This window comes from Clostridium cellulovorans 743B, from assembly GCF_000145275.1.
Lineage (GTDB): Bacteria > Bacillota > Clostridia > Clostridiales > Clostridiaceae > Clostridium_K > Clostridium_K cellulovorans.
In genome coordinates this window covers 2,454,456-2,477,099 of the sequence record NC_014393.1, presented here as the reverse complement: position 1 = coordinate 2,477,099, position 22,644 = coordinate 2,454,456, and the positions used below count along the sequence as shown (strand labels likewise).

Genomic DNA, 22,644 nt, shown 5'->3' with positions numbered 1-22,644 from the left:
ATTTACCTATATAGATGTTATTTTGAAATTAATGTAAAGGGAGAATACAGATGGATTTAAAAAGTAAAATTAGAATTATAAACGATTTTCCGAAGCCTGGAATTAGCTTTAAAGATATTACTACTCTACTTCAAGACGGAGAAGCATATAAATATGCTATTGATACAATGACTGAAACTTTAAAAAACGAAAAGGTAGATTTAGTAGTAGGTCCAGAAGCAAGAGGATTCTTGTTTGGTGTTCCAGTGGCTTATGCTTTAAGTGCAGGTTTTGTTCCTGTAAGAAAGCCTGGAAAACTTCCATGTGATACTATTTCTATGGAATATGCTCTTGAGTATGGGGTGGATTCCTTAGAAATACATAAAGATGCAATAAAAAAAGGTCAAAGAGTTGCTATAGTTGACGATTTACTTGCAACTGGAGGAACAATTGAAGCTGTAGCAAAGTTAGTAGAAGAACTTGGTGGAGAAGTAGTATCAATTAATTTTGCTATTGAACTTAAAGATTTAAAAGGTAGAGAAAAACTACAAGGTTATAACATACATTCATTGATAGAATATGATATATAATTGCAAAAAATTACTTAATATTATATAATGTTTATAAACTATATGGCTGGTTGCAAAACCAGCCTTTGATTTTAACGAATAAGTTTAGGAGTGCTTACCTATGCTAGATAAATTACTGCAAATCATCGATGAGAATAATATGAATGTAAATAAGGAACTTATTGAAAAAGCTTACTTTTTCACAGAAAAAGCTCATGAAGGTCAAAAAAGACTATCAGGAGAAGCTTATTTTATCCATCCTGTTGAAGTTGCTAAAATTTTAACAGAAATGGGGATGGATACAGCCACAATAGTAGCTGGATTACTTCACGATGTTGTTGAAGATACAGATTTTACATATGAAGACATGGTACGTGAGTTTACAAAAGAAGTTGCTGATTTAGTAGATGGAGTAACAAAGCTAGATAAAATTCATTATAGAACAAAAGAAGAAGCACAAGCAGATAATATTAGAAAAATGTTATTGGCTATGACAAAAGATATTAGAGTTATTCTAATCAAGCTGGCAGATAGATTGCACAACATGAGAACTATAAAATTTCAATCTCCTGATAAGCAAAAGGAGATTGCAAAAGAAACTATGGATATATACGCACCTCTTGCTCATCGTTTAGGTATATTTAAAATTAAATGGGAGCTTGAAGATTTATGTCTTAGATATCTTCATTCCACAGAGTATTACGATTTAGTACAAAAAATTGCATCAAAAAGAACTGAAAGAGAAAATGATATCCGAGAAATAATTGATGAATTAATAAACAATCTAGGTGCTTCAAATATACATGCTGATATTGATGGAAGACCAAAGCATTTTTATAGTATATATAAAAAGATGGTTAACAAAAACAAATCCTTAGATCAAATTTTTGATTTAATGGCAGTAAGGATTCTCGTTAAAACCATAAAAGATTGTTACGCTACACTTGGAATTGTTCATACAATGTATAAACCTATTCCAGGCAGATTTAAAGATTATATAGCAATGCCAAAGCCTAATATGTATCAATCTTTGCATACGACTGTGTTTGCTAAAAATGGCAAACCTTTTGAAATTCAAATCCGAACTTTCGACATGCATAAAACCGCAGAATTCGGAATAGCTGCACACTGGAAGTACAAAGAAGGTGGTAGTAGCAATGATAAGGACTTCGATAATAAACTTGGTTGGATTAGAGATGTTATAGAATATCAAACTGAAGAAGCCAATGCTAAAGAGTTTATGGAAAACTTTAAAGTAGATTTATTTTCTGATGAGGTTTTTGTATTTACTCCTGCGGGAAAAGTAATCAATCTTCCTTATGAGTCAACACCAATTGATTTTGCTTATAGAATCCATACAGACGTAGGTAATAGATGTATCGGGGCTAAGGTTAATGGAAAAATCATACCTTTAGATTATAAATTGAAAACTGGCGAAATTGTAGACGTTATGACTTCGAGCCTCCCTAAAGGTCCTAGTATAGATTGGCTTAGCACTGTAAAAAGCAATCATGCTAGAAGTAAAATAAGAGAATGGTTCAAAAAAGCTAAGCGAGAAGAACAAATTTCTAAGGGAAAAGAACTACTTGAGAGAGAATCTAAAAGACAAGGACACAATTTTGGTGAATTATCTAAGGTACTAGTTCTTGGTAATTTCCTAAAAAAAGGTGCTGTAGGAACTATAGAAGACTTATACGTTTTGGTTGGTACAGGTACTTTATCACCATCTATTATTGTGACTAAACTAGTTGAAACGTTAAACCCAAAAGTTCCTGAAAACATAACCGTTGATGAAATAAATGAAACTATATCTAAAAAGAATAAAAATAAAAAAGTTTGTAAAACACCACCTGGTGTGATGGTAAAAGGTGAAAGAGACATCCTAGTTCGATTTGCTCAATGTTGTAGTCCAATTCCTGGTGATGATATCCTTGGTTATATTACTAAAGGTAGAGGTGTTTCAATCCACAGACGTGATTGTTTAAACCTTGAAACATTGATACAGGAAGATGCAACTAGAATAGTTGATGTAGAGTGGGGAATTGAAAGTACTCAAGATTTCATTGCAGATATGCAAGTTGAGGCATATGACAGAACTGGGTTACTAAATGAAGTTGTTATGACCATTTCTGATACCAAAACTTCCCTTCAAGGTATAAATGCTAGAACACAAAAAAATGACGTTGCCACAATCAACTTAAAAGTTAAAGTATGTAATGTTAAACAATTGCACGACCTTATGAAAAAGTTGAGGAAATTGAAAGGTGTTATAGATGTTCATAGAACAAGTGGCTAATAAAAAAACGATAAATTCATACAACAATTAGAATAGCTATATATGTTTCACTAAAGAATTCTACATAGGTATTATCTATACTAAATAATCCTATAAACTTTTGATGTAGTTTTAATAATGAAACATATCTATAAGGAGTCTTATATATGAGAGCTGTAGTTCAAAGAGTGTCTGAATCTAAAGTTACAGTGGATAATGTGGTAATAGGTAAAATCTCAAAAGGTTTTAATGTTCTTCTTGGAATTGGAGAAGAAGATACATTAAACGATGTAGAATATCTTGCTGAAAAAATTTGTAACCTTAGAGTTTTTGAGGACGAGAATCAAAAATTAAATAAATCATTGATTGATGTCCACGGAGAAATATTAATTGTTTCTAATTTCACCATATATGGTGATTGTCGAAGAGGACGTCGACCAAGCTTTAGCAGTGCGCTAAGTGGTGAAAAAGCTGAAACCCTATATGAAGCTTTTATTTTAGCTTGCAAAAAATATATAAACACCGTTGAGCACGGACAATTTGGTGCTGATATGGAAGTTCAAATTATTAATGATGGTCCTATAACTTTAATATTAGATAGTAAAAAGAATTTTTAAATATGGAGGTAATTTATGAAAATAAAATCAGTACAATTAGGTGCATATCAAACTAATTGCTACTTAGTTATTGATGAATCAACTAATGATGCAGTAATAATTGATCCAGGCGATGATGTAAATGGACTTAAACATTTTCTTACATCTGCAGATGTTCAACTAAAAGCTATTTTCCTAACTCATGGTCATATGGATCATAGTTTGGGGATGCCTTATTTGGTAGAGCAATATAATCTTCCAGTTTATTTAAAAAAAGAAGATGAAGAACTGATGAGAGAAAATGCTTTTATTTTTGGTTATATTCCAGAAAATTGCCACATAGTTAATATTTCTGATGGTGATGAACTGAATTTTGGAAATTTATCTTTCAAAGTAATCTCAACTCCAGGACATTCTCCAGGAGGAGTGTGTTTCAGTTCTGGCAAAATTTTATTTTGTGGCGATACTTTGTTTAACAGTTCCTTTGGTCGCACTGACCTACCTGGTGGAAACTACGAAACTCTTATTAATTCTATAATTAATAAACTCCTATGTTTAGATGTAGATACTGTGGCATACTCTGGTCACGGTCCTTATACTACGATAGGTTCTGAAAAAACTCATTACAGATTTTAATTTAGGAGAAAAAATGATTAAAGTAAAAATCGCAGAAAGTAAATACACTTTAGAGATTACTCATATTATAAAATTATTCTATGAATATAACGAAGTAGAATTAAATAGTTTTGATTACGACTATAACATCGATATTGATGGAAAAGTAACAATATTTGATAAACAAAACTGTAAAATATATGATTATTGTTTTGATGATAGATTTAGCTACATGGATAATATAAAAAAAGGTGTCTTTTTGTTTTTTGAGGGTATTACAAAAATAAGCCCACCTTGGGGAACTTTGACTGGTATAAGACCTACTAAAAGAGTTATTGAGCTTCTTAAAGAAGGTTTAAATGAAGACTCCATTGTTAATGAACTTATGGTTAGATTCTGCTGTTCTATAGGAAAAGCAAAACTTGCTATTGAAGTTGCTAAAACAGAAATTTCTATTGTTAATACTGAAAAAAATGTAATAGGACTCTACTTAGGAATGCCTTTTTGCCCAACTAGATGTCTTTACTGCTCTTTTGCTTCAAACCCTATAAAAACTTGCGAAAAACTCGTAAAGCCTTATCTTGAAGCTCTATCAAAAGAAATTTCAATGATATCAAAGTACATTAACGATAAAAAACTTAAAATTGAAACAGTATATTTTGGTGGTGGTACGCCAACTGCTGTAAATAACGAAGAATTCGAGATGATTTTAAATGATGTATATACTAACTTTATAAAAGACAAGAATGTAAAAGAGTTTACAGTAGAATGTGGAAGACCAGATAGTATTACAGAAGAAAAATTAATGACTATGAAAAGATATGATGTATCGAGAATAAGCATTAACCCTCAAAGTATGAATGAAAAAACATTAAAAACCATAGGTAGGCATCATACAATAGAAGAAGTTAAAAAGAAGTTTCACCTTGCTAGGAAACTTGGATTTACCAATATAAATATGGATCTAATTATTGGTCTTCCAAATGAAGGAGTAGATGAAGTTAAAACCACTTGTGCTGAGCTCTTTGAACTTAAACCTGATAGCGTAACAGTTCATGGTTTAGCTATAAAGAGAGGGTCAAGACTTCAAGAAGATTTAATAAATGACAAAAAATATAGTGTTGCAAAAAATTCAAATATAATTACTATGTATAATGAAGTAGAGAATCTTGCCAATAAACTTAATATGAGACCCTACTATATGTATAAACAAAAAAATATGGTTGGAAATTTAGAAAACGTTGGGTATGCAACAGACAATAATCTTTGTATATATAACATTCAAATGATTGAAGAAAAACAAACTATTATTGCCCTAGGTGCTGACGGAATTTCAAAAGTAGTTTTTCATGAAGAAAATAGACATGAACGATTTGCTAACCTTAAAGATGTTTTAGAATATACTAAGAGAATAGATGAACTCTTAGATAAGAAAAAAGCTTTTTTAGATACTTTATATAAGTAAGGAGAGATTATATATGTTAGTTCAAGCCCCTAAAGGCACTAAAGATATGTTACCTGGCATTGCGTATAAATGGCAATACCTTGAAGAAAAAATGAGAAAAACTGCTGCTGAATATGGTGCAAGAGAAATAAGAACCCCAGCCTTCGAACATACTGAACTTTTTATAAGAGGTGTAGGTGAAACTACAGATGTTGTCCAAAAAGAAATGTATACCTTTGAAGATAAAGGTGGTAGAAGTGTAACCTTAAAACCAGAAGGAACTGCTTCAGCTGTAAGAGCATTTATCGAGGGAAGTCTTTTCAACGATGCACAACCTACAAAAATGTATTATTTTACTCCAGTATTTAGATATGAGAACGTTCAAAAGGGAAGATTACGTGAACACCATCAATTTGGAGTAGAAGTTTTTGGTTCTCAAGATGCATCAATCGATTCTGAACTTATTTCATTAGCTCTAAGAGTTCTTACAGAACTTGGTGTTAATAATCTTGAATTGAATATAAATAGCATAGGTTGCCCTAATTGTAGAGCAATTTACAATGCTGCTTTGAAAGAATTTTTGAAAAAGAACTATGATGACTTATGTCCTACTTGCAAATCTCGTTTCGAGAAAAATCCTATGAGAATTTTAGATTGCAAAGAAGAAAAATGCAAAATAATTAATGCTTCTGCCCCTGAGATTCTTGACTATTTAGATGATGAATGTAAAAGTCATTTTGAAGCATTAAAAGCTTATTTAACAGCTATGGATATAAAGTATAAAATAAATCCTAGAATAGTTCGAGGTCTTGATTATTATACCAAAACTGTTTTTGAAATCTTAAATAATAACTTTACCGTATGTGGCGGTGGAAGATACGATAATTTAATTAACCAAGTAGGTGGTCCTTCTATGCCTGCTGTAGGCTTCGGCATGGGTATGGAAAGATTAATATTAACTCTTGAGGAATCTAATATTGAAATTCCTAGAACGCCTTATATAGATTTATATATTGGCGCAATGGGAGATTCTTCAAAAATTGAAAGTCTAAAGCTTGCCTATAACCTTAGAAAGCTAGGACTAAAATGTGAGATTGACCATATGAATAAAAGTGTAAAAGCTCAAATGAAATATGCTAATAAAATTGATGCATCCTACACGTTAATTTTAGGTGATGATGAATTAGCTACTAAAAAAGTAAAGTTAAAGAGAATGAGCGACGGAGAGCAACTAGAAATAAATTTAGAAGACTATGATAAAATTGTTTCATTAGTTAAATAATATAGCATGTAGGGAAATTAAGCCTGTTATATATGTAGTGTATGATATAGATTTTCATATTATAATATAACAGGCTATTTATTTGCTTTTAGAAAAGAAAAATTTTATACAAGAGGGCTAGACTATATGAAAAATAAAGAAAAAAATGATCCTAATTTTCTTGATAATACTGAATCTTTAGACAGAGAAAAAAGAAATAAAAATATAACAGTTCGGTTAAGTAGAATCCAAGGTCAAGTTAAAGGAATAGAAAAGATGATTTTAGCTGGTGCAGAATGTAAGGACATTTTAGTACAAATTTCAGCTATTAAAGCAGCTATAAATAAAGTTGGTACTCTAACCTTTGAATACTATGCTAAAAGTTGTACTAGAGAATTAATCGAAAGTAATGAAATAGATGAACTTTTTAGTACATTAATGCTATTTACTAATAAATCTTTCGATGAAAACAATGGGGCACTTCCTATTAATGAAGTTCTTGAAAAACTAAATAATGAACTTGAAAATATGAAAAAATTAATATATAACCCAAATGTCTGCAAAAAAATAATTTTAAAAGTGACTATCATAAAAAGTTTAGTCAACCGATTAAGTTCCATTGTATTTGAGAATTACGCTAAACACTGTACTAAAACAGTTTTAAAAGATCAAGATATCAATGAACTTATTTCAACAATATTAATATTTACAAAATAAACTTTCAGTCTATCATTATTTCTTAATAAAATAATGATCAGTTACTTGTGGAATTATGTGACATAACTGCAATTCCATTATATATTGATCATTGCTTCTTTAAAGCAGGTCTAATTAAAGGTATTAAATAACTAATGTAGAAATACTCATATTGGAGGTGATAAGAAGTGGCTACAAGAAGGAATACTAAAAATAATAAAGACACTTATCAGCTAAATGCTGATATTGGAGGCATATTATTAATTGCTTTAGGGCTATTTTCTTTAATTAGCTTAGTACAACCAAGTTTTGCTGGAATTTTAGGTATTGGTTTATATAGATTTTTATTGATTTTATTTGGACTTGGCTCAGTTGTATTTCCATTTATCTGCTGTTTTATTGGATATTGTTACATTAAGACTTCAGGTTCTTTAAAGTTTCATTTGAAATTTTATGGTATCTTATTATTTATCTTAAGTATATTAATGATTATTCAAAGAATAAATTTTCTTGATTACTATACAGGAGATTTCAAGGAAGGATTAAAATTATTATTTTATTCTAATTCTAAGATTCATGGTGGAATTATCTCTTATTTAATCCTTATTCCTCTAAATAATTTAGTAGGAGAATTGGGAAGCTATATATTCATTTTCGCTTTATTTATTGTAGCTTCTTTAATGATATCAGAAAAATCCTTAAAGGATTTCTTCGCAATTTTTGCTAATAAAAAATCTCCTAATAAACAAAAAAATATTAAAAATAGTATTCCAACTGAAGAACCTAAAATTGTGGAAGATACTCATATCAACGATAATCATAAAGAAAACAGAAGGAAAATTAAACTCTTTACCTTTGATGTAGATAAAGATGAAGAAACTCAAAATAGCCAGGTTCAAGGTGCTGAGGACTTAGGTACTAACAAAAATAATACAGAAGTTACTGGGACGAAGAAAAATGTACAAACAGAAAACTACTCAAAAGAATTAAAAAAGGAAGAAGAAACTTCCATTGACTTTGAGCTTGAAATTAAAACTAATTCTATAAAAGAAGAAATTAACTATAACTTCCCTGCATTAGAATTATTAAATGAAAACAATTCTTCAAAGCTAAATAAAAATGATAAAAAAGAATTATTAGCAAGTGCTACAAAACTAGAAGAAACATTAAATAGTTTTGGTGTAGACGCCAAGGTGCTTCAAGTGAGTAGAGGACCTGCAGTTACTCGTTATGAAATCCAGCCTAGTGCTGGTGTTAAAGTAAGTAAAATTGTAAACTTAGCAGATGACATAGCATTAAATCTTGCAGCCTCAGGGGTAAGAATAGAAGCACCGATTCCTGGTAAAGCAGCTGTAGGAATTGAGGTTCCTAATAAAGATGTAACTGCTGTATATCTCAAGGAAGTAATAGAGTCTAACACCTTCTTAGAAACAAATAAAAGATTAGCTTTTGCACTTGGTAAAGATATAAGTGGAGCTTGTGTAGTTGCAGATTTAACAAAGATGCCCCATCTATTAATCGCAGGAGCTACAGGTTCAGGAAAAAGTGTATGTATTAATACTTTGATAATAAGCTTACTTTATAAATATTCGCCAGATGATGTAAAGTTACTTATGATTGACCCTAAAGTTGTTGAATTAAGCATCTATAATGGAATACCGCATCTTTTGATTCCAGTTGTAACAAATCCTAAGAAAGCTGCAGGAGCGTTAAATTGGGCCGTAAATGAAATGGTTAAAAGATATCAAACCTTTGCAGATAACAATGTTAGAAATATAGAAGGATACAATGAGCTATTTAACAAAGGCAAAGTACAAGAAAAAATGCAATGCATTGTTATAATTATCGATGAATTAGCAGATCTTATGATGGTTTGTCCAAACGATATAGAAGATTATATAGCAAGACTAGCTCAAATGGCCAGAGCTGCAGGTATGCACCTAGTAATAGCAACCCAAAGACCATCTGTTGACGTAATAACAGGTGTTATTAAGGCAAATATTCCATCAAGAATATCTTTTGCTGTATCTAGTCAAATTGACTCTAGAACGATTCTAGACAGTTCTGGTGCTGAAAAACTTTTAGGTAAAGGCGACATGTTATATTATCCAGTTGGAGAATCAAAGCCCCTTAGAGTTCAAGGAGCTTTTGTATCAGAGGAGGAAGTAGAGAATATAGTAAACTTTATTAAAGATCAACAAGACCCAGTCGAATATAAAGAAGAAATAATTGAGCATATTAATACTCCTACAAGTTCCGAATCAAGTACTGATGACTTCGATGAATTATTAGATGAAGCAACGAGAATTGTTATAGAAAGTGGTCAAGCTTCCACTTCACTGCTACAAAGACGACTAAGGATAGGCTACAATAGAGCAGCTAGAATCATAGATCAGTTGGAGTTAAAAGGAATTATATCAGCTAAGGATGGAAGTAAGCCAAGAAACATACTAGTTGGTAGAGTAGAATCAGATATAGATTAGGTAATTATTTCCATGGAAATACAAAAATTATTTTCCTTGTATAATTATCTTTTTAGCTATAAAATATAATAAGAATTATGCAACGCAGGAGGAACACTAGTGAAGAAATTAAAGGTTGGATTAATTAGTTTAGGATGCGATAAAAACAGAATTGATTCAGAAATTATCTTATCAAAACTAAGTGAAGGATATGAAATTACAAACGAAGAAAACGAAGCAGATATCATAATTGTAAACACCTGTGGATTTATAGAAACTTCTAAACAAGAATCAATTAACGCTATATTAGAAATGGCTAAATATAAAACAAACTATAGTTGTAAAGTACTTGTAGCAACTGGTTGCTTGACTCAAAGATATGGTTCTGAATTATTAGAATTAATACCAGAATTAGATTTTATTTTAGGTGTTAATGACTATGATAGGCTTAAATCTTTTATTGAAGAAAAAATCAGCGGAAATACTATAGAAACTAAGATTAATTATAGTGATTCTAATATCAATGAAGGTAAAAGAATTTTAACGACAGGTAAACAAACAGCTTATCTTAGAATTTCAGAGGGATGTAGCAATAATTGTTCTTATTGTATAATCCCTAGAATAAGAGGTAAGTATAGAAGTAGAACTAAAGAAAGTATTTTAAAAGAAGCAGAAGATTTAGTATCTTCTGGTGTTAAAGAACTTATTCTTGTGGCTCAAGATACTACTAGGTATGGAATAGATATCTATAATAAAAAAGTTCTACATGAGCTACTTCGCGACTTATCAAAGATAAAAGGAATTAAATGGATCAGAATTTTATATTGTTATCCTGAGGAAATTTATGATGAACTGATAGATGAAATTGCGAACAATGAAATTATTTGTAATTATCTTGATATTCCAATTCAACATATAAGTAATAATATTCTAAGAGCAATGAGAAGAAGAACGAAAAAAGAAATAATAAAAGAAAGAATCTCTGCTATGAAGGAGAGAATTCCTAGTCTAATTTTAAGGACATCAATAATTGTAGGATTCCCTGGTGAGACTGAAGAAGATTTTCAAGAATTAAAAGACTTTGTTAAAGAAATTAAATTTGATAAATTAGGTGTTTTCAAATACTCTCAAGAAGAAGACACTGATGCAGCAAAATTAGGAAATCAAATACCGGATGAAATTAAAGAAGAAAGAGAAAAGACATTAATGCTCATTCAACAAGAGGTTTCAGCAGAAGTTAATACCAATAAAATTGGCAGAGTATATGAAGTTATTGTAGAAGATAAAGATGTTGAATATTATTATGGTAGAAGCTTCGAAACGTCTCCTGAAATTGATGGAGAAGTGTTTATTAAACCTGACAGAGATTTAAAAATAGGCGAATTTGTTAAAGTAAAAATTGTTGATAGTCTTGAATACGATTTAATAGGAGTTGTATACGATGAATCTTGCAAATAAACTTACTATTGCTAGAATACTTTTGATACCTTTATTTTTAATATTTATAGCCTTTAGAAATATCCCTTATGGGAGTTACATAGCTACGTTTATATTCATTTTAGCATCTATCACTGATAGTTTAGACGGGTATGTTGCTAGAAGCAGAAATCAAGTAACAACTCTTGGAAAATTTATGGATCCTTTAGCTGATAAACTTCTAGTTACTGCAGCCTTAATCTCCTTAGTTGAACTAAAAATAGTTCCTGCATGGGTAGTGGTTATAATTCTTACAAGAGAATTTGCTGTAACTGGTTTAAGAAGTGTTGCTGCAACAGAAGGAATAGTTATCTCAGCAAGTAACTGGGGAAAAGTTAAAACTATCTCTCAAATAGTTGCTATAATCCTCGGACTAATGACTGTAAATACTAATTTTGAAATTCTAGAAACTCTTACTATGGTAGCCTTAGGAATAGCTGTAATTCTTACTGTTATATCTGGAATAGATTATTTTAATAAGAACTTAAAAGTTTTAAAGGAAAAATGATTATTCAACTAAATAATGGTTATAATTTAAATAAAAGTTCCTAAATATTAGGAACTTTTTAAATTTTTTATTGACATCTAGATCAAATCTATTATAATTATAAATAGATGAACAAATGTTCGATTACTGAGAGGAAGGTGACCCCTTTAGGGAAATATATGAATGATGATAAATTAAAAGCAATCCAAGCCGCTATGACTCAAATAGAAAAGCAATTTGGCAAAGGAGCTATAATGACCCTTGGAGAAAATTCTATCTTAGACGTAGATTCTATTCCTACAGGATGTTTAGCTCTTGATGTAGCCCTAGGAATAGGTGGTGTTCCAAGAGGAAGAATAGTTGAAATATATGGACCAGAATCTTCAGGTAAAACAACTGTTGCACTTCATGTCGTTGCTGAAGCTCAAAAACAAGGTGGGGCAGCTGCATTTATTGATGTAGAGCATGCATTAGATCCTGCTTACGCTAGGAGAGTTGGCGTAAACACAGAAGATTTAATAGTTTCTCAACCAGACACAGGTGAACAGGCATTAGAAATTACTGAAGCTTTAGTTCGTTCTGGCGCAGTTGATGTTGTAATTGTTGACTCTGTTGCAGCTTTAGTGCCAAAGGCAGAAATTGAAGGAGAAATGGGCGATGCTCATGTAGGTCTTCAAGCAAGATTAATGTCTCAAGCTTTAAGAAAACTGGCAGGTTCTATAAACAAATCAAAATGTGTAGTAATTTTCATTAATCAGTTAAGAGAAAAAGTTGGGATTATGTTTGGTAATCCTGAAACTACTCCTGGTGGAAGAGCTTTAAAATTCTACGCATCAGTTAGATTAGATATAAGAAAAACAGACTCTATAAAACAAGGCGAGGATGTTTTAGGAAATAGAACTAAAATTAAGGTTATTAAAAATAAAGTAGCTCCTCCTTTTAAATTAGCTGAATTTGACATAATGTATAACGAGGGAATTTCAAAGTCAGGTAACATATTAGACGTTGGTGTAAAGGAAGAGATTGTACAAAAAAGTGGTGCATGGTTTAGCTATGGTGATATTCGTTTAGGTCAAGGAAGAGAAAATGCTAAACAGTTCTTTGTTGAAAATCCTGAACTCGCTTTAGAAGTTGAAAATAAAATCAGGGAAAAATATAATATGCCTTTAATTGGTCTTAGCGATATTTCTAAAGCTACAGAAATAGTAACTGATGAACTAGACGAAGATTAAAAAATAAACATCATTCAAAAATTTTTGGATGATGTTTATTTTTTTCTTAAATTTTATTCTTCTATAGAAGTTTCTTACAACCTAACTAATAAAATAAATCCCTTCATCTTGACAACGTTTAAAAAGTAATATAAAATTAAAACTAAATACAAATACTGGTTTATCATAATTAATAAATTTGCTATTTGAACATTATAACACCTTTTCTAGCTTTAATTGTGTAGTCTTAATAAGCAAAGGAGGTGTTTTGAAAATGGAAGGAACTATTATAGTATACGCAGTTATACTAGTTGTAGTAGCCACAGTAGCTTTAGCTGCTTATTACTATTTAACAAAGAAAACTGCACTAGAAAAACTATCAAACGCTGATGAAAGAGCTAAAAAAATATTGGAGGATGCCACTAGAGATGCTGAAGCAAAGAAAAAAGAAGCAATCCTAGAAGCAAAAGAAGATGTTCATAGGCTTAGAGCAGAATTTGATAAAGAGCTAAGAGATAGAAGAAATGAAGTTCAAAGACTTGAAAGAAGAAATATTCAAAAGGAAGAGTCTTTGGATAAAAAGATTGAATCTATTGAAAAGAAAGAAGAAAACATAACTAAGAAAATCAATGCTCTAAATGAAAGAGAGCAAAGCATCGACGCTTTATATGAATTGCAGGCAAAAGAACTAGAACGCTTATCTGGTTTAACTTCTGAGGAAGCAAAAGAAGAATTACTAGATAAGTTACGTAAAGAAATTAAGCATGAAGCAGCTGTTATGATTAAAGACGTTGAAACTAAAGCAAAAGAAGAAGCTGACAAAAGAGCGAGAGAGATTATTACTACTGCTATTCAAAGATGTGCTGCTGATCACGTTGCTGAATCAACCGTACATGTTGTAGCTCTTCCTAATGACGAAATGAAGGGTAGAATTATAGGTAGAGAAGGAAGAAATATTCGTGCTCTGGAAACATTAACTGGGGTAGATTTAATAATAGATGATACTCCTGAAGCAGTTATATTATCTGGTTTTGATCCTATAAGACGTGAAGTTGCTAGAATTGCTCTTGAAAAATTGATTCTTGATGGTAGAATTCACCCAGCAAGAATCGAAGAAATGGTTGAAAAAGCCAAGAGAGAAGTCGAAAGTAATATAAAAGAAGAGGGAGAACAAGCTACCTTCGAGACTGGCATACATGGTTTACATCCTGAACTTATTAGAATTTTAGGTAGACTAAAATATAGAACAAGTTATGGTCAGAATGTTTTAAAGCATTCTATAGAAGTATCTCATTTAGCTGGACTTATGGCTTCAGAATTAGGTATGGATCCAACTTTAGCTAAGAGAGCTGGCTTACTTCATGATATAGGTAAAGCTGTTGATCATGAGGTCGAAGGACCACATGCGATAATTGGTTCAGAAATTGCAAAAAAACATCATGAATCTCCAATAATAGTTAATGCTATAGGTGCTCACCATGGAGACATGGAGATGCAAACTCTAGAAGCAGTCCTTGTTCAAGCAGCTGACGCCATTTCTGCTGCAAGACCTGGTGCTAGAAGAGAAACTTTAGAAGCTTATATTAAGAGATTAGAACATTTAGAAGAAATCGCCAACTCCTACGATGGTGTTGAAAAATCTTATGCTATCCAAGCAGGACGCGAGATTAGGATTATGGTTAAACCAGAAGTTGTTGATGATATTACATCAGCTGAAATGGCAAGGGATATTGTCAAAAGGATTGAAAATGAATTAGAATATCCTGGACAAATTAAAATAAATGTCATTCGTGAAGTAAGATCTGTTGAATATGCAAAATAATTAAGATAAATCCTTTCGAGATAAAATTTAAATATCTTGAAAGGATTTTTTAATTTTAAAAGGATTTTTTAAAATTAGAAGGATTTTTATAAAATTAGTAGAATTATTAAGATGTAATAGATTACATTGTTGTAGGAGGGTCAAAATGGAAGTATTAAAGGTTTCAGCAAAGTCAAATCCTAATTCAGTAGCAGGAGCTCTAGCAGGTGTTTTAAGAGAAAGAGGGGCAGCAGAAATTCAAGCCATCGGTGCAGGTGCTATTAATCAAGCTGTAAAGGCTATAGCAATCGCTAGGGGCTTTGTTGCTCCTAGTGGAATTGATCTAGTGTGCATTCCTGCGTTTACAGATATAGATATAGAAGGTGAAGAAAGAACTGCTATAAAATTAATAGTACAACCAAGATAAAAGAATTAGATTAAAAATACAAAAGGACTTTACAGTCCTTTTGTATTTTTGCTAAAATTAAGTGATTTAACATATTGGAGGTATTACAAATGAAATTATCAGAAAAAGCACTTTCGTTAGGCGATTCTGTTACGTTACAAATTACGTCTAAAGCTAACGAATTAAAAGCAAAGGGCGTTGATATAGTCGGTTTTGGTGTCGGTGAACCAGATTTTCCTACTCCTGAAAATATTAAAAACGCTGCAATTAGAGCAATTAATGAAAATAAGACAAGATATACTGCTGCTTCAGGCCTACCAGAATTAAAAAAATCTGTAGCATGTAAATTTTTAAAAGAAAATAATTTGAAATACGACTCATCACAAATAGTAATATCGACAGGTGCAAAACAATGTTTATCAAATGCATTTGCTGCCATATTAAACCCTGGTGATGAAGTTATCTTAGTAAAGCCTTATTGGGTAACATATCCAGAATTAATCAAATTATATGGTGGAGTTCCAGTTATTTTAGAAGGCAACGAAGCTAATGACTATAAACTAGTTGCAAAAGAAGTAAACGAAAAAATAACTGATAAAACAAAAGCTATCCTAATAAACAGTCCTAACAATCCTACAGGTTCAATTTATTATAAAGAAGATTTGCAAGCTCTTGCTGATTTAGCAAAAGAAAAAGATTTATTTATAATTTCAGATGAAATATATGAAAAGCTAATATATGATAAAGAAAATCACATTAGTATTGCATCATTAAGCGAAGATTCATATAATAGAACTATTGTAATAAATGGTGTATCAAAATCCTATGCTATGACAGGCTGGAGAATGGGCTACTCTGCTTCTAATATAGAACTTGCTAAGGTGATGTCGAAAATTCAAAGTCATACTACGTCTAATCCTACTACTATAACTCAATATGCAACTATTGAAGCTTTAACGGGTCCTCAAAATGAAATTGAAGTTATGGTCAAGGAATTTGAAGCAAGACGTAATTACATGTGTGAATTAATTAACGATATAAATAATATAAGTTACATATCTCCCAAAGGTGCTTTTTATATTATGATTAATATTAGCACGCTGTTTGGTAAATCATATAAAGGTATAATAATTAATAGTGCTCAAGACTTTTCTAAGCATCTATTAGATAATTATTATGTTGCTGTAGTACCAGGTGAAGCCTTTGGAGATGAGAAGTACATAAGACTTTCCTATGCTGCTTCTAAGGAAACAATTTTAAAAGGCTTAACAAGAATAAAAGATTTTATAAAAGAACTGGCATAAATACTACTTTTATAGTTGTATACTTTATGCTATAATGTTAAAATGGTAACGAAAATAAATATTATGTAAAGGTGGTAAAATAATTATGGTAAATAAAGAAGTCGTTGTTGTAAGTGAAACTGGTTTACATGCTAGACCTGCTACATTACTAGTTAAAAAAGCATCAGGTTTTAAATGTGATGTTACTTTAGAATATAACGGTAAAAAAGCTAACGCAAAAAGCTTAATAGGAGTTCTTTCACTTGGAGTTACAAAAGGTGCTTCAGTTAACGTTATTACAAACGGTGAAGATGAAGTATTAGCTCTTGAAGAATTAGCTACAGCAATCGAATCAATTACTGAATAGTAAAATAAAAGACTCTAATTAGAGTCTTTTATTTTACTATTTTTTTGGGTGAAAAATCCTCAATAAAAAATATATGAAGTTAATAGCTGAAAATCCTATTATTATATAAATTATTCTAGATATCAAAGATAGTTCACCAAAGACTAATGTAACAAGATTAACTTTTATTAACCCTATAAGTCCCCAGTTTAATGCTCCAATTAGTATTAAAACTATTGAGAACTTATCTAATATGTTTATTTTACGCAAAAATTTCACCTCCTGTTACATTAAATATATTAACTGCCATTAAAAAATATTACTTAAAAGATTTGTAGAAATTGCGAACAAACATGATACAAATTTAATAAATATATGTTATAATATGAACATAATGCTTAAAACTATTTTTTTAATACGGAGGTACATATGAGAGACTTATACAATTCACCATTAAATAGCAGATATTCTTCAAAGGAGATGTCATATCTTTTTTCAGATAACATGAAATTTAAAACTTGGAGAAAGCTTTGGATAGCACTAGCAGAAGGTGAACAAGAACTTGGCTTAAATATTACAGATGAACAAATAAATGAATTAAAAGCTAATAGCGAAAACATTAATTATGACGATGCTATAGCTAGAGAAAAGGAAACTCGTCACGATGTAATGAGCCACGTATATGCATATGGCTTACAATGTCCTAACGCAAAAGGAATAATTCATCTTGGTGCAACAAGTTGTTATGTAGGTGATAATACAGATTTAATAATTATGAGAGAAGCGTTAAAGCTTATAAGAAAGAAAACTATTAATGTTATAAATAATCTTTCTAAATTTGCTTTAAAATATAAAGATGTACCTACACTAGGTTACACTCATCTTCAACCAGCTCAATTAACTACTGTAGGAAAAAGAGCTGCACTATGGATTGAAGATTTAGTTTTAGATATAGAGAATCTTGATCATGTTATAGAAACACTCAGATTTAGGGGTGTTAAAGGAACAACTGGTACTCAAGCAAGCTTTATGGAGCTTTTTGATAACGACAATGAAAAAGTTAAAGAATTAGATAAAATAGTTTGTGCAAAAATGGGTTTTAAAGATAGCTATTGGGTAACTGGTCAAACTTATCCAAGAAAAGTAGATTCTATCGTTTTAAATACTTTATCAGAGGTTGCTCAGAGCGCTTATAAGTTCAGTAATGATATGAGAATACTACAAAGTTTTAAAGAGATGGAAGAGCCGTTTGAAAAGAATCAAATAGGTTCATCAGCTATGGCTTATAAGAGAAATCCAATGAGAAGTGAAAGAATAAGTGCCCTTGCAAGACACGTTATAATTAATTCCCTAAATCCTGCTATAACAGCTGGAACGCAATGGTTTGAAAGAACTCTAGATGATTCAGCTAACAAGAGATTATCTGTTGCAGAAGGTTTCTTAGTTTTAGATGGTGTATTAAATCTTTTTATTAATATAACTGAAAACTTAGTTGTTAACGAAAAAGTAATCGCTTCAAGAGTTAACTTTGAATTACCATTCATGGCTACAGAAAACATACTTATGGAAGCAGTAAAAAAAGGTGGAGATAGGCAAGAACTTCACGAAAAAATCAGAGTCTATTCTATGGAAGCTTCAAAAAGAGTCAAACAAGAAGGCCTTGATAATAATCTAGTAGATTCTATTGTAAATGACCCAGACTTCAAAATTACCAAAGATGAAATTTCTGCAATAATGGATAGCAAAAATTTCATCGGAAGAGCTCCAATGCAAGTTGAAGAATTTGTTGGTAGTATAGTTAATGAAATTTTAGAATCTCATAAGGAAGATTTAGGAGTGTCAGTTGATATTTCTGTTTAACAAAAGTCTAAAATTATTATCAAAAATCATATAAAAACAAAGCTAGATGTATGCAGTTAATGTATATTCTAGCTTTGTTTAATTACATAAAGTATCATAATATAAATTAAAGATATTTCAAAAACAACCGAATTTATAATTGTGACTTTATATGATAGTACATATAAAATCAAAGTAAAGGAGGTTCTGTATTTATGTTTAATGAGGCTGAAAAAGCTTTTAATATAGAAAATTACGAAGATGTTTATGAATATCTTAAAACTGCAGACTCTGTTGTTCCTAAATTTTTACTAATGTTAGGAATTAGTTGTTTTTTTACAGGGCGCTTTCAAGAATCTAATAAAATATTAAGCAAAGTATTATTTTTAAAAAATATTGAACAAAACCACAGACCATTGTCCGAAGAAAAAATAATTTCTGACGGTAAACGCCTTTATAAATTACTAGAACGAATGGAGATCAACAAAATTAAACTTCCTTATACTTTTGATGAACCTATTCCTCAAAGCATTGAGAGAGCGAATGAGAGCTATGTGGAGCTAGATCAATTTAAAATCATAATGCTTCAATCAGGTACAACTGCTGGAGAACAAAAAATTTCTGAATTCTTGGATAGCTTAAAACTAAACCTCAAATCATCTGATTCAGAGAAAAGAGCTTCTGCTAATTTTAATTTAGCTCAATATCTGAATATTAGGGGAGAGGATGAAGAATCTATAATCTACTACCTAGATTCAATTACTTATGGTCCAAATAAAGCATTACATTATGGTTATCTAGCCCAAACATTATTAAAGCTAAATAAGCAAAACTATATTGTTGCTACATACAGCAGAAGAGCTTTAGACTTAGATCCAACCAACGCAAGGTGGCATTTTATTCATGGCATTGCATGTAATAATCTTGGACGAAACTTTCATAAATCTTTTTTAAATACTTCTACCTTTGAGTTTCAACGTGCTCTTAATTGTTGTCGTTCAGAACAATTATCCCTTAGAAAAACTATAGAGCAAACTATGCATAAACTCAATCAATGATTTAATATAATTCTTTTGGGCAAAAATCAATAATATTGATAATAGCAACTTTAAGTGCTATAATGTATAATACTGCGAAAAAAGGGGAGAAAAACATTTTTATGCGATATGAGAATTGTATTTTTGATTATAGAAAAAGTTGTGATGATTGCGGTAAATGTGACTACTGTGATTTAAACCCAAAAGTTCTATGTAACAACTGTGGTAAGTGTCTAGAGATGGAAGGCATCGACACGAAGGCGATACAAATAGCTAGTGTCATTGATACAAAAGAAGAGTCTGAAATGTTATCAATAATTAATCAAACTGACATAGATTCAGAATTACGTTCAGATGATGAGTATCTTTCAGATGAAGAAATACAACTTATTGACGATGATTACACATCTGATGATTATATAGACGATGATAGATTAAACGAAGAAGAGATATCTCTAGAATACATCGATGATATCGATGGTTTAAAAGAGCTTCTTGAAGAACATGGAGACTTAAGCAAACTAGCTGTAGAAGAATATCCTGGATTTTTTAGAATAAGCACCAATAAAAAATAAAAACATATAATTTTGTTTATAAGAATAAAATTTAAAAGCATCTATTAATATTGAACATATCAATAGATGCTTTCGATTTATAAATCGTTGATAGTATCTAGTAGTTGATTCTTTGTTTTTCTCGTATATATTCTAGTTGTATTAATATTGCTATGACCAGCAAGATCTGCAACAGTATCAATTGTAAGACCTTTTTCAATTAAAGTTAAACAGTAAAGATGTCTAAAATTGTGAGCATGAGCTTTTGTCATGCTTATACCAGCTATAGCAGCATATTTTTTTATTATTGCGTCAACGGTTTTTCTATTTATAGGACCTTTTTTTCCTGTAAACAAAGCATCGCTTTTACAAGGTAATCTATAAATCATATATGTATTAAGGATGCTTTTTAGTTTTTGAGGTATAAATACATTTCTATGCTTACTACCTTTACCCTTTATAACTACAACATCATTTGATATATCCGTTGTTTTTAATTGCAGAGCCTCACTAATTCTCATTCCTGTATAAAATAATGTATTAAAAATTGCTACAGCTCTATAATCATTATAACTAGAAGCAACTTGAACTAGATTCTCAAAATCCTCTTTAGCGAGCATTTCTTCTAAATATTCTTGATTTTGTATTTTATCTTTTTTAATTCTCATTTGAACATCTTTTTCTAATTCAGTTTGAAGAAAAGAAAAAAAACTATTAACACTTATATATTTTCTATTTGCTGATTTAACACTCATTTCATTTAATGCTAGATATTCTTTATATTTAAGTATATCTTCTTTAGTTATTTCTTCTGGCTCTTTTTCTATAAAATTCATAAATTGTATTACATCACCTTTATAACTCTCAATAGTATTAATACTTTTATCTTCTTCTCTCATTTTTATTATCCACTTATCTAGATCAGTCATAATATACCTCTTTTCCTTACTCAAAACATCATAATTTCATGTTCTTGTGCCTTTTTCTATAGTTAATTTATGATTTTATATAATTTCTTAAAGTTTTTCTATTTTCCAACGTCCGTTTATACTATTTTACCACAACTTATTCCTCTTTTTCAAATAAGACATAATTATAGTTATGTCTTATTTGAAAGTTTATGCTTTCCCTTTATAGGTAAACTTGAGTTTACTTAAGTTTACCAATGTTTTTTAACGTTAAATAAGTTAACTTTTTAGTGGATTTTGCATGGTTTTTTTAAAAAAGAATGCAAAATATATATTTTTTGATATAATATATGAGTACATATAATTTGTAAGTATAATTAAGAAAAAATCAATGAGATAAAAGCGATTCCAGGAGGCAAAAAGATGGAAGAAGTTAAAACAAACGAAAAAGAAGAAATAACAACTTGGGCTGCGAAAATCCCTGTAGATTTAAAAAACAAAATCACAGCGTTTATAAAAGAAGAGGACCTAAGTAGCAAAGATTTTATGAACAATTTAATTGCATTGTATGAGATAGATAAATTAAAAAGGAACAGTGGTATAGAAAGGGATATATCAGAGTTTCAAGATAATCTTACAAGAATTTCTGAGATATTTAAAACCGCTTTAACAAGGAATAATTCTATAGAAAGTAGCTTAGAAAAAAAATACGAACAGATACTAGAACAAAAAGAACAAGAGATAAAACAAAAAGAGGAAGAGATAAAAAAAGCAACAGAATCCTTGGAAAGTAAAACCAAAGCATTGTCATTAACAGAAAAGAGCACAAAAGAACTAGAAAGCGTAATTGAAAAGCTCAATAAAGAAGCTTCTAAAAGCGATGAGTTGTTATCACAGTACAAAATCCAAATCGAAGCATTAGAAAAGAAAATAATCCACTGTAAAGCTATAGAAGAAGAATTTGAAAAAGCTTCAAAGGAAATCATTGCCTATAAAGAAGAAATGAAACTTTTAAATAACAAAATTGACTCTTTCAAGACACAGATACAAGAAAAAGAAAAGAATAACGAAAATTATATCCTCACTCTCACTATGAAAAAAAATCAAGAAATATCTAATTTAAAAGAAAAACATCAATTAGATATTATTTCGTTAACTAATAAAACTAGCGAAGAAATCAAAAATTACGTTTTGGAAATTTCCTCATTAAAAGAAGATCTAGTAAAAGAGCAAGGAAAAAATGCTATTTTAAACTTAAAACTTCAAAATTCTGAAAGTTTGGAAACTGTGAAATAAAATTTCGAGCCTGTAAATTATTTCGTGTATTCTTATCTTCTTCTTGGAAATAACCATTAATTTATAGTCTTAGACAGGCTTGGATTTTTGTCTAAGTATGTAT

At 30.4% G+C, this 22,644-nt stretch carries 21 protein-coding genes; 19 read left to right on the top strand and 2 right to left on the bottom strand.

Annotation, left to right across the window (positions count from 1 at the left end; genetic code table 11):
• Positions 1 to 50 precede the first annotated feature (50 nt).
• The 15 genes from CLOCEL_RS10405 to CLOCEL_RS10335 all read left to right on the top strand — a co-directional run bounded on the left by CLOCEL_RS10405 (position 51) and on the right by CLOCEL_RS10335 (position 16,928).
• Positions 51 to 569, top strand: a complete 519-nt coding sequence (locus CLOCEL_RS10405) for an adenine phosphoribosyltransferase (protein WP_010076966.1) — start codon at positions 51 to 53, stop codon at positions 567 to 569.
• Between the two features lie 100 nt (positions 570 to 669).
• Positions 670 to 2,844, top strand: coding sequence for a RelA/SpoT family protein (locus CLOCEL_RS10400; protein ID WP_010076967.1), 2,175 nt, complete (start codon positions 670 to 672; stop codon positions 2,842 to 2,844).
• A gap of 146 nt (positions 2,845 to 2,990) precedes the next feature.
• Positions 2,991 to 3,440 carry a D-aminoacyl-tRNA deacylase gene (dtd, locus tag CLOCEL_RS10395; protein WP_010076968.1) on the top strand — a complete coding sequence of 150 codons (450 nt, stop codon included), beginning with the start codon at positions 2,991 to 2,993 and terminating at the stop codon, positions 3,438 to 3,440.
• A gap of 15 nt (positions 3,441 to 3,455) precedes the next feature.
• Positions 3,456 to 4,055, top strand: a complete 600-nt coding sequence (locus CLOCEL_RS10390) for an MBL fold metallo-hydrolase (protein ID WP_010076969.1) — start codon at positions 3,456 to 3,458, stop codon at positions 4,053 to 4,055.
• Positions 4,056 to 4,068: 13 nt separating this feature from the next.
• Complete coding sequence (locus CLOCEL_RS10385; RefSeq protein WP_010076970.1) at positions 4,069 to 5,499, top strand: coproporphyrinogen III oxidase; 1,431 nt, start codon at positions 4,069 to 4,071, stop codon at positions 5,497 to 5,499.
• A gap of 13 nt (positions 5,500 to 5,512) precedes the next feature.
• Entirely contained in the window at positions 5,513 to 6,760 is a 1,248-nt protein-coding gene (hisS, locus tag CLOCEL_RS10380; RefSeq protein ID WP_013291717.1) for a histidine--tRNA ligase, read from the top strand.
• A 126-nt stretch (positions 6,761 to 6,886) separates the two neighbouring features.
• Entirely contained in the window at positions 6,887 to 7,456 is a 570-nt protein-coding gene (locus CLOCEL_RS10375) for a metal-sensitive transcriptional regulator (protein ID WP_010076972.1), read from the top strand.
• Positions 7,457 to 7,623: 167 nt separating this feature from the next.
• Positions 7,624 to 9,918 carry an FtsK/SpoIIIE family DNA translocase gene (locus CLOCEL_RS10370; RefSeq protein ID WP_010076973.1) on the top strand — a complete coding sequence of 765 codons (2,295 nt, stop codon included), beginning with the start codon at positions 7,624 to 7,626 and terminating at the stop codon, positions 9,916 to 9,918.
• A gap of 99 nt (positions 9,919 to 10,017) precedes the next feature.
• Positions 10,018 to 11,355, top strand: coding sequence for a 30S ribosomal protein S12 methylthiotransferase RimO (gene rimO / locus CLOCEL_RS10365; protein ID WP_010076974.1), 1,338 nt, complete (start codon positions 10,018 to 10,020; stop codon positions 11,353 to 11,355).
• Positions 11,339 to 11,881, top strand: coding sequence for a CDP-diacylglycerol--glycerol-3-phosphate 3-phosphatidyltransferase (gene pgsA, locus CLOCEL_RS10360; protein ID WP_010076975.1), 543 nt, complete (start codon positions 11,339 to 11,341; stop codon positions 11,879 to 11,881). The genes rimO and pgsA overlap by 17 nt, the downstream gene beginning before the upstream one ends.
• A gap of 158 nt (positions 11,882 to 12,039) precedes the next feature.
• Positions 12,040 to 13,092 (top strand): recombinase RecA, encoded by a 1,053-nt coding sequence (gene recA / locus CLOCEL_RS10355; protein ID WP_010076976.1) that lies wholly within the window; start codon positions 12,040 to 12,042, stop codon positions 13,090 to 13,092.
• Between the two features lie 253 nt (positions 13,093 to 13,345).
• The gene (rny, locus tag CLOCEL_RS10350; protein WP_010076977.1) at positions 13,346 to 14,893 is read left to right on the top strand and encodes a ribonuclease Y; all 1,548 of its coding nucleotides are present in this window, start codon (positions 13,346 to 13,348) and stop codon (positions 14,891 to 14,893) included.
• 145 nt (positions 14,894 to 15,038) lie between these two features.
• On the top strand, positions 15,039 to 15,299 hold the full coding sequence (locus tag CLOCEL_RS10345) for a stage V sporulation protein S (protein ID WP_010076978.1): 261 nt from the start codon (positions 15,039 to 15,041) through the stop codon (positions 15,297 to 15,299).
• 89 nt (positions 15,300 to 15,388) lie between these two features.
• Positions 15,389 to 16,582, top strand: coding sequence for a pyridoxal phosphate-dependent aminotransferase (locus CLOCEL_RS10340; protein ID WP_010076979.1), 1,194 nt, complete (start codon positions 15,389 to 15,391; stop codon positions 16,580 to 16,582).
• Positions 16,583 to 16,667: 85 nt separating this feature from the next.
• Positions 16,668 to 16,928, top strand: a complete 261-nt coding sequence (locus tag CLOCEL_RS10335) for an HPr family phosphocarrier protein (RefSeq protein WP_010076980.1) — start codon at positions 16,668 to 16,670, stop codon at positions 16,926 to 16,928.
• Between the two features lie 36 nt (positions 16,929 to 16,964).
• On the opposite strand, the gene CLOCEL_RS10330 is transcribed toward CLOCEL_RS10335, so the two are convergent.
• Positions 16,965 to 17,186, bottom strand: a complete 222-nt coding sequence (locus CLOCEL_RS10330) for a DUF378 domain-containing protein (RefSeq protein ID WP_423200004.1) — start codon at positions 17,184 to 17,186, stop codon at positions 16,965 to 16,967.
• Positions 17,187 to 17,336: 150 nt separating this feature from the next.
• Between CLOCEL_RS10330 and purB the strand changes: the two genes are divergently transcribed.
• The 3 genes from purB (at position 17,337) to CLOCEL_RS10315 (ending at position 20,358) form a co-directional block, all read left to right on the top strand.
• A complete protein-coding gene (gene purB / locus CLOCEL_RS10325; RefSeq protein WP_010076982.1) occupies positions 17,337 to 18,767 on the top strand; it encodes an adenylosuccinate lyase in 1,431 nt (476 codons plus the stop codon).
• Between the two features lie 194 nt (positions 18,768 to 18,961).
• A complete protein-coding gene (locus tag CLOCEL_RS10320) occupies positions 18,962 to 19,804 on the top strand; it encodes a hypothetical protein (RefSeq protein ID WP_010076983.1) in 843 nt (280 codons plus the stop codon).
• 101 nt (positions 19,805 to 19,905) lie between these two features.
• Positions 19,906 to 20,358, top strand: coding sequence for a hypothetical protein (locus CLOCEL_RS10315; protein ID WP_010076984.1), 453 nt, complete (start codon positions 19,906 to 19,908; stop codon positions 20,356 to 20,358).
• Between the two features lie 77 nt (positions 20,359 to 20,435).
• On the opposite strand, the gene CLOCEL_RS10310 is transcribed toward CLOCEL_RS10315, so the two are convergent.
• A complete protein-coding gene (locus CLOCEL_RS10310) occupies positions 20,436 to 21,266 on the bottom strand; it encodes a tyrosine-type recombinase/integrase (protein WP_010076985.1) in 831 nt (276 codons plus the stop codon).
• A 402-nt stretch (positions 21,267 to 21,668) separates the two neighbouring features.
• On the opposite strand from CLOCEL_RS10310, the gene CLOCEL_RS10305 reads away from it, so the two are divergent.
• Positions 21,669 to 22,541 (top strand): hypothetical protein, encoded by an 873-nt coding sequence (locus CLOCEL_RS10305; RefSeq protein WP_010076986.1) that lies wholly within the window; start codon positions 21,669 to 21,671, stop codon positions 22,539 to 22,541.
• The last annotated feature ends 103 nt before the right edge of the window (positions 22,542 to 22,644 follow it).

Excerpts from the sequence above, each read along its gene's own strand:
- CLOCEL_RS10405 (WP_010076966.1), top strand. The coding sequence starts at position 51 with ATGGATTTAAAAAGTAAAATTAGAATTATAAACGATTTTCCGAAGCCT.
- CLOCEL_RS10400 (WP_010076967.1), top strand. The coding sequence starts at position 670 with ATGCTAGATAAATTACTGCAAATCATCGATGAGAATAATATGAATGTA.
- dtd (WP_010076968.1), top strand. The coding sequence starts at position 2,991 with ATGAGAGCTGTAGTTCAAAGAGTGTCTGAATCTAAAGTTACAGTGGAT.
- CLOCEL_RS10390 (WP_010076969.1), top strand. The coding sequence starts at position 3,456 with ATGAAAATAAAATCAGTACAATTAGGTGCATATCAAACTAATTGCTAC.
- CLOCEL_RS10385 (WP_010076970.1), top strand. The coding sequence starts at position 4,069 with ATGATTAAAGTAAAAATCGCAGAAAGTAAATACACTTTAGAGATTACT.
- hisS (WP_013291717.1), top strand. The coding sequence starts at position 5,513 with ATGTTAGTTCAAGCCCCTAAAGGCACTAAAGATATGTTACCTGGCATT.
- CLOCEL_RS10375 (WP_010076972.1), top strand. The coding sequence starts at position 6,887 with ATGAAAAATAAAGAAAAAAATGATCCTAATTTTCTTGATAATACTGAA.
- pgsA (WP_010076975.1), top strand. The coding sequence starts at position 11,339 with ATGAATCTTGCAAATAAACTTACTATTGCTAGAATACTTTTGATACCT.
- recA (WP_010076976.1), top strand. The coding sequence starts at position 12,040 with ATGAATGATGATAAATTAAAAGCAATCCAAGCCGCTATGACTCAAATA.
- rny (WP_010076977.1), top strand. The coding sequence starts at position 13,346 with ATGGAAGGAACTATTATAGTATACGCAGTTATACTAGTTGTAGTAGCC.
- CLOCEL_RS10345 (WP_010076978.1), top strand. The coding sequence starts at position 15,039 with ATGGAAGTATTAAAGGTTTCAGCAAAGTCAAATCCTAATTCAGTAGCA.
- CLOCEL_RS10340 (WP_010076979.1), top strand. The coding sequence starts at position 15,389 with ATGAAATTATCAGAAAAAGCACTTTCGTTAGGCGATTCTGTTACGTTA.
- CLOCEL_RS10335 (WP_010076980.1), top strand. The coding sequence starts at position 16,668 with ATGGTAAATAAAGAAGTCGTTGTTGTAAGTGAAACTGGTTTACATGCT.
- purB (WP_010076982.1), top strand. The coding sequence starts at position 17,337 with ATGAGAGACTTATACAATTCACCATTAAATAGCAGATATTCTTCAAAG.
- CLOCEL_RS10320 (WP_010076983.1), top strand. The coding sequence starts at position 18,962 with ATGTTTAATGAGGCTGAAAAAGCTTTTAATATAGAAAATTACGAAGAT.
- CLOCEL_RS10315 (WP_010076984.1), top strand. The coding sequence starts at position 19,906 with ATGCGATATGAGAATTGTATTTTTGATTATAGAAAAAGTTGTGATGAT.
- CLOCEL_RS10310 (WP_010076985.1), bottom strand. The coding sequence starts at position 21,266 with ATGACTGATCTAGATAAGTGGATAATAAAAATGAGAGAAGAAGATAAA.
- CLOCEL_RS10305 (WP_010076986.1), top strand. The coding sequence starts at position 21,669 with ATGGAAGAAGTTAAAACAAACGAAAAAGAAGAAATAACAACTTGGGCT.